The 2,876-nt window shown below is 42.2% G+C and carries 3 protein-coding genes; all 3 read right to left on the reverse strand.

Annotation, left to right across the window (positions count from 1 at the left end; all coding sequences use genetic code 11):
• Positions 1–222 precede the first annotated feature (222 nt).
• Genes A4U59_RS20590 through istA form a run of 3 tightly spaced genes read right to left on the reverse strand, consistent with a single transcriptional unit; the run spans position 223 to position 2,725 of the window.
• On the reverse strand, positions 223–426 hold the full coding sequence (locus A4U59_RS20590) for a hypothetical protein (RefSeq protein ID WP_070121849.1): 204 nt from the start codon (positions 424–426) through the stop codon (positions 223–225).
• Complete coding sequence (gene istB, locus A4U59_RS20595) at positions 423–1,172, reverse strand: IS21-like element helper ATPase IstB (RefSeq protein ID WP_070121850.1); 750 nt, start codon at positions 1,170–1,172, stop codon at positions 423–425. The genes A4U59_RS20590 and istB overlap by 4 nt, the downstream gene beginning before the upstream one ends.
• Entirely contained in the window at positions 1,172–2,725 is a 1,554-nt protein-coding gene (gene istA, locus A4U59_RS20600) for an IS21 family transposase (RefSeq protein ID WP_070121851.1), read from the reverse strand. The genes istB and istA overlap by 1 nt, the downstream gene beginning before the upstream one ends.
• Positions 2,726–2,876 lie beyond the last annotated feature (151 nt).

Genomic DNA, 2,876 nt, shown 5'->3' on the forward strand with positions numbered 1-2,876 from the left:
TGACTACAGCCAAGCGATTGTTCCACTATTGACATCTTTCTGGTCCACTTCTGTCATCAAATTGATCCACCGTTGCCATAGAGAGGTCCATTTGAGTAGTGCAGGAGGAAAGAGCTGCCCGTTTCGGACAAGAAAGCCACTTACTCCGTATATTAGAGCTAAAGCCTCCATTATCCTTTGAAGACAGCCATCGAACCTAGATCCCTTCGATGGCTGTGTTTATTATTTAAAGCTTTTTCCCTCTAATCTAGCTTCAATCATTAGAACAGCTTGTCGTACAAGTTCATCTTTGTCTAAATCCTCCTCTTTATCCGCTTCCAAACATAGGGGTAAAAGTAACTCAATTAGCTGTTCCATTACTTCTTCAGGAAGAAAATGATGAAAGAAATACTTGGCAATACGGTTCTCTATTTCTATAGGAATCATGAAGATCCCACCAATCCACGGCGTTCACGCATTGAAATATCCCCATCCACCATAATTTGATAGGAATCATGTACAATGCGATCAAGAATGGCGTCTGCCAGTGTGCCTTCACCAATCTTTTCATGCCATCCACGAGGATCAAACTGGGAACAGAATATAGTGGAGGCAGTTTGGTATCGGGACTCAATAATCTCTAGTAGATCTCTGGCTTCTGTTTCTTTTAGTGGAGTTAGGAGCCATTCATCAAGAATGAGTAAATCTACTTTTGTATATTTCTTAATTACCTTTCGGTAAATGCCTTCACCTCTAGCCACAGCCAACTCATCGAGTAAATCGGGAAGCCGAATGTATTGCACCTTATAAAACTGGCGACAAGCAGAGATTCCGAAAGCACATCCTAAGTAAGTCTTTCCATTACCTGATGCGCCTTTGATAATGATATTGTGTTTTTCCTGAATGTACCTTCCTGTCGATAATCTTAGGATTTGGGTTTTATCCAGTTTCCGATCTGTGTGGTATTCGATATCTTCGATACAAGCCTGGCTATCTCTGAAATCTGCACTCTTTATAAGGCGGTCAAGCTTGGCATTTTTCCGGCGTCCCCATTCAATATCCACAAGCATGGAGAAACGGTCCTCAAAAGACAAGTCCTGATATTCTGGGTTTTTCAATTGATCCATATATTGCTCAGCCATCGCAGTCATTCTCATATCATTTAGTTTGGATAAAGTGTTATCAGTTGTCATTACTTCTTACCTCCATAGTAGTCAGCGCCACGTGTAAAACCGTAGGGATTGGATTTCATTGCCTTCTGAGTATTCTCCTCATTAGTGCCTACAGGGATCTTATCCTGTCCGGTTTTAAGGATAGTTTGGATGCTTTTAAGTGTTGGCCTAGAGGTGTACGTTAACGCACGTTCACACGCTCTTTCCACACGATCAACCGAGTGTTGATCTGCGAGCTTAATTAACCCTAAACAGGATTTCAATGCTTGTTTTTCAACTCGGTAAGAAGCGAGAATACTATTGATAGTGGTCAAAGTATTAGGACCGGCCGTTTCTCCCCACTGACGTACATGTGGAGTGTCAAACTCGATATATTGCTTATGTTCTTTCGGCATATGATCTGACAATGTACTGAATTGTCCTGGTTTTCCCGTGAGTTTTTTGTGTGAAGCGATGCGTAACCCTTTGTAAAACACCTCTACAATGGTTCTGGTAGTCCGAATGTCAACCTGGTATTTAACATAATCATAGGGAACTGAGTAAAACATTTTATCCGCAACTATGTGATAATCATATTGTACGGTCGCAATCCGCCAGCTTGCGATTTCGTATGTTGAAGCAGGCAACGGTGTTAACGCGAAGTGTTCTTCTTCTTTAAATGCCGTATGTCTGCTTCCCTGCTTTTTTTGGAATGGCTTGTGATTAAATTCTTTCAGCTTTTCAAGAACCGCATTATTTAACTCTGTTAAACTGAAAAACTCTTGATTTCGAAGAGAGGCAATAATCCACGTTGAAATGTGACCTACTGTGCTCTCAGCACTTGCCTTATCCTTTGGGTGGCGCACGCGTGCTGGTACGATCGTTGTCTGATAGTGCTCGGCCATCTCCTGATATCCTGTATGGATGACGGGTTCATACTTCGAAGCTTTTACAACACCGGTTTTAAGGTTGTCAGGAACAATAACTCTAGGAACTCCCCCGTAAAATTGAAAAGCGTGAATATGAGCTGTGATCCACGATTCTGCGTTCATTGACAAAAAGCCTTCTACATATGCGTATTGACTGCACGGAAGGGCAGAAACAAAGATATACACTGGAATCTCTTCACCTGTAAGGTGGTCTTTTATAGACATAGTTTGTCCAGCCCAATCCACCTCAAGAAGCTCCCCAGGCTTACGTTTGATGCGCATTGTCGCTTTCGTTTTTCTAGCATAGTCGTGATAGACTCTGCAGAACTGTCTATAACTATATGGAATCTCCTCATTTGACCGGCAGCTGAGAGAATATTCCTCCCATAATAGCGTTAAATTGACCCCTGGCTTCGCTAGTTCTTTATGAATGTAGTCACCATCTGGCTTTCTTCTAAAATCCGTTGAAGTGTGCTTCTCAGGAAAAAGCAACTCTTGTAAAACCTGGTCAGTCGTGTTTTCTTCTAATGGCCAACTTACGTTACGCTCATTAGCTCTCTTAACCACCTCCCGTATTGTGGTCCTGGAATTCGAAGTACTTGAGGCAATGCCCCTTTGACTAATCCCCTGAGCGTGAAGCCTCAAGATTTCCCGATATTTAATCACAAAAAAACCTCCTAAATAATTGATGAGCACCATCAGGTGCATCTCAATTATATAGAAGGGTGGTCCTGCGCATGGCAGAGGTGGAACAATAACTTGTCAGGAGTGGGCCAAAAACATGGCAAGCTTGGAACAATTCAATGGCTATATTCAT

It is taken from the genome of Bacillus marinisedimentorum, assembly GCF_001644195.2.
GTDB lineage: Bacteria > Bacillota > Bacilli > Bacillales > Bacillaceae_O > Bacillus_BL > Bacillus_BL marinisedimentorum.

Excerpts from the sequence above, each read along its gene's own strand:
- istB (WP_070121850.1), bottom strand. The coding sequence starts at position 1,172 with ATGACAACTGATAACACTTTATCCAAACTAAATGATATGAGAATGACT.
- A4U59_RS20590 (WP_070121849.1), bottom strand. The coding sequence starts at position 426 with ATGATTCCTATAGAAATAGAGAACCGTATTGCCAAGTATTTCTTTCAT.